This is a genomic window from Nitrococcus sp. (genome assembly GCF_059432795.1).
In genome coordinates this window covers 1-3,321 of sequence record NZ_JBXWZQ010000169.1, presented here as the reverse complement: position 1 = coordinate 3,321, position 3,321 = coordinate 1, and the positions used below count along the sequence as shown (strand labels likewise).

Below are 3,321 nucleotides of genomic sequence, written 5' to 3'. Positions count from 1 at the left end.
GGCCACGTTGATGCCGCCGCCGCCGGGCTCATGGCGCACTTTGGCGCTGCGCAGCTTGCGCTCGGGCGCGAGACTCGACACCTCGGCGGAAACGTCGAGGGACGGGTTCATAGTCAATGTCAAAATGCCACTATCCACATCCTGTATGGTTGGGTCGCCGTGCGCTGTAGCCAATGAGATTCGTCAATGCTCGAAGGGGGCCACAGTGCTTTGGGCTACCTTCGCAATCAGGCTCTGGCGACCGAAGATGCCGACTATCACACGGCCGCCGATCTCGCCGGCCAGGCTCCTGTTCCCGCTGCGGTTGCTGGCGTTCGCGGAGCTGCTGCCCGGATCAGATTGCCGACAGTGCAGGCAGGTCCTGGCCTCGGAGATACTCCAGAAACGCGCCACCGCCGGTGGAAATGTGATCGAAACGGTCGCTGAGTTTAAGCCGTTCCACAGCCTCGGCGGTTTCGCCGCCGCCGACGACGGTGAGTGCCGGGCTGTGGGCCAGGGCGCGAACGATGGCGTCCGTGCCCTCCCTGAAAGCGTCGTCCTCGAACTTGCCCATCGGTCCGTTCCACGCGACCGTGGCGGCTTCGCCGATAGCGTCGACGTAGCGTTCGATGGTGTCAGGGCCGATGTCCATACCGCTCCAGCCGCTGGGGATTTCACCTGCGATCACGTGGGTTTCGCCGTTCCGGGTGACCACGTGATCCTTGGGCAGTACCAGTTTGTTGTCACCGGTGCCGAGCAGCCGTGCCGCTAGCTCCAACTGATCGTCCTCGACCATCGAATCGCCCACGTTGGCGCCGTGGGCCTTCAGGAAGGTGTACGCCATGGCGCCGCCGACGAGAAGCCGATCGACCCGGTCCAGCAGCGCCTCGATGACGCCGATCTTGTCGCCGACCTTGGCGCCGCCAAGTATCGCCAGCAACGGCCGGCGCGGTGATTCGAGCAGCGCGTCGAGCGCTTCGAGCTCGGCCTCGATCAGCATCCCGATTCCGCGGGCGTCGTCTGGGAACAGGCCGGGCAGCTTGAACACAGAGGCATGCCGGCGGTGGCACACGGAAAAGGCATCGTTGATGTAGAGGTCCCCCAAGTCGCGCAAACGCTGGGCGAAATCGGCATCGTTGCTCTTCTCGCCGGGGTCGAAGCGGAGATTTTCGAGCATGAGTATCGTCCCGGCCTGCTGTGAGCGGGCTTTGCTCGTGGCGTCCTCGCCGAGTATGTCTTGCGTGTGAGTGATATCGGTCTTGAGCAGTTCGCCGAGCCGTGCGGCCAGCGGTGCCGTGCTGAGGCGCGGCTCCGGCGTGTTGCCGGGGCGTCCGAGATGCGTCATGAGTACGATTGATGCGCCGTACTCCAGGCAGTGTTCCAGTGTTGGCAGTGCCGCACGTATCCGGCGGTCGTCGGCGATCCGGCCCTCCGGATCCAGCGGAACGTTGAAGTCCACGCGTACCAGGACCCGCTTCCCGCTCAGGTCCATGTCGCGCACCGTTCGTTTTTTCATGGCAGTGCTCTCCGTGTTCGTCAGGCCTGTCGCCTCAGGGATCCCTCGTCGCCCGCGTCGGCATAGCGATTGAGCCGGTTATAGAGAGTTTTCAAGCTGATGCCGAGCGTCCGGGCGGCATGCGTTTTGTTGCCTTCGCTGGCATTAAGCGTGGCGAAGATGAGGCGTCGCTCCGATTCGTCCAGGGAGCTGCCGATGCTGACGCTCAAATAGCGGCTGTTGGCTGAGGGCGGGTCGTCGAGAGCGGCGAGCTGTCCCTCACCAATGTCGAAGTGTCCGGTAATGTAGGCGCGCTCGACAACGCTCTTCAGCTCGCGCACGTTACCCGGCCAGCTATAGCTCCTGAGCGTGCGCGCCGCAGCATCCGTGAGTCCGACGTGGGTGCCGTGGCGTTCGTTGAGATCGTGCAGGAAGCTCGCGCCGAGCCCGATGACGTCGTCGCCGCGCATGCGCAGGGGTGGCAGGTGCAGGGTGAAGCGGGCAATCCGGTAGTAAAGATCGTGGCGCAGTGTGCCCTGAGACGTTGCCTGCATGACGTTGCGATTGGAGGCGGTGACGATACGTGCGTTGGTGGCGAGTGTGCGCTCGCCACCAACGCGTTGGAACTGTCCCGTTTCCAGAACTCTGAGCAGCTTTGCCTGCGCCGCGGCGGGCATCTCGGTTATCTCATCGAGGAACAGAGTGCCGCCGCAGGCTCGCTCGAACAGACCATGATGGCGACGCTGTGCACCGCTGAAGCTTCCCCGCTCGTGTCCGAAGAGCTCGCTTTCCACCAGCGTTGGCGCAATCGCGCCACAGTTGACAGCAACGAAGGGCCCGTCGCGGCGGTCGGAAAGCAGGTGCAGGCTCCGGGCAACCAGCTCCTTGCCGGTGCCGCTCTCGCCGGTCACCAGTACCGAGACGTTATGGGGCGCCACTTTGCGCAGCAGTCGATAGAGCTGCCGCATTTCAGGGGAGTTGCCTTGGAGTAGCCCGCACCGGTCGAGTGGCGCCCTCGAGTACAGCGCATTCCTCCCGCTCCCTTGATTCCGGCAAGCCTCTGCGCTCACATCGCTTATCAGAGCACGGACGAATTCGAGATCGAGGGGCTTGGCGATCATCCAGGCACCGGCCCGGGCGGCGCGTGTCCGCGTCGCTTGGTCGAGCTCACGAGCGCTTACGATCACCATTTGTCCCGCGCGACGCAGGACCGGGGAATCCAGCAGCTCCAGGCCTGCCTCGGCGTCGTCATCGCAGCACAAGAAAGCCAGCGCCGGGATTCCTGCCAGCTCTTGTGCCAGGGCCGCCGTGGCGGGCTTGGCGATTGTCTGACATCGTAGGCCCGTGCATTGCGCTATGTCGTGAAGTTCGGTGGCCGTCGTCTCATCGCTGTCGATTACCACCATGAAGTCGTTGTCCATCAGCATCATCCCTAATACCGCCAAGGCGGAAGCTTCCCAAAATGTGCCGTTCGAAGATCGTACTGGTTCGTATCTTCGATTCGCCGGCGGTATTGATAACACGGCAGCCGCACGGCTCGAATTGCGCAGGCTCAATGAACGCGGCGCCGATGTTGCCGGTGCCCACCACGCCCAGAGTGATGAATGTCGAGACGATTTCGGCATACCCGGCTTCACCGGCATTTTCTGCCGTGAGCTCATGGTTCCGGTACTCGATGGAATTGCACTCCGCGAGGGGCTTCAGGGCGGCTCGCTCCCAGTCTTACATCTCGGATACTACGATCGGCACGGCCTATTCCTTTTCTGCTTCCGCGACGTGCTGCTTGACTGCCACGAAGCTGTCGGGATTCACGGAGATCGAGTCGATGCCAGCCTTCACCAGAAAGC

At 63.1% G+C, this 3,321-nt stretch carries 3 protein-coding genes; 1 reads left to right on the top strand and 2 read right to left on the bottom strand.

All coding sequences use genetic code 11. The features are described from left to right. Window positions 1-334: 334 nt before the first annotated feature. Both AC52Q4_RS12005 and AC52Q4_RS12000 read right to left on the bottom strand, forming a co-directional pair. Entirely contained in the window at window positions 335-1,471 is a 1,137-nt protein-coding gene (locus AC52Q4_RS12005) for a phosphoglycerate kinase (RefSeq protein WP_495537034.1), read from the bottom strand. A gap of 44 nt (window positions 1,472-1,515) precedes the next feature. After that, the gene (locus tag AC52Q4_RS12000; RefSeq protein WP_495537033.1) at window positions 1,516-2,895 is read right to left on the bottom strand and encodes a sigma 54-interacting transcriptional regulator; all 1,380 of its coding nucleotides are present in this window, start codon (window positions 2,893-2,895) and stop codon (window positions 1,516-1,518) included. Here AC52Q4_RS12000 and AC52Q4_RS11995 point away from each other — a divergent pair. After that, on the top strand, window positions 2,879-3,321 hold a 443-nt coding region (locus AC52Q4_RS11995), incomplete at its 3' end, for a hypothetical protein (RefSeq protein WP_495537032.1). The two genes, AC52Q4_RS12000 and AC52Q4_RS11995, sit on opposite strands and share 17 nt — an antisense overlap.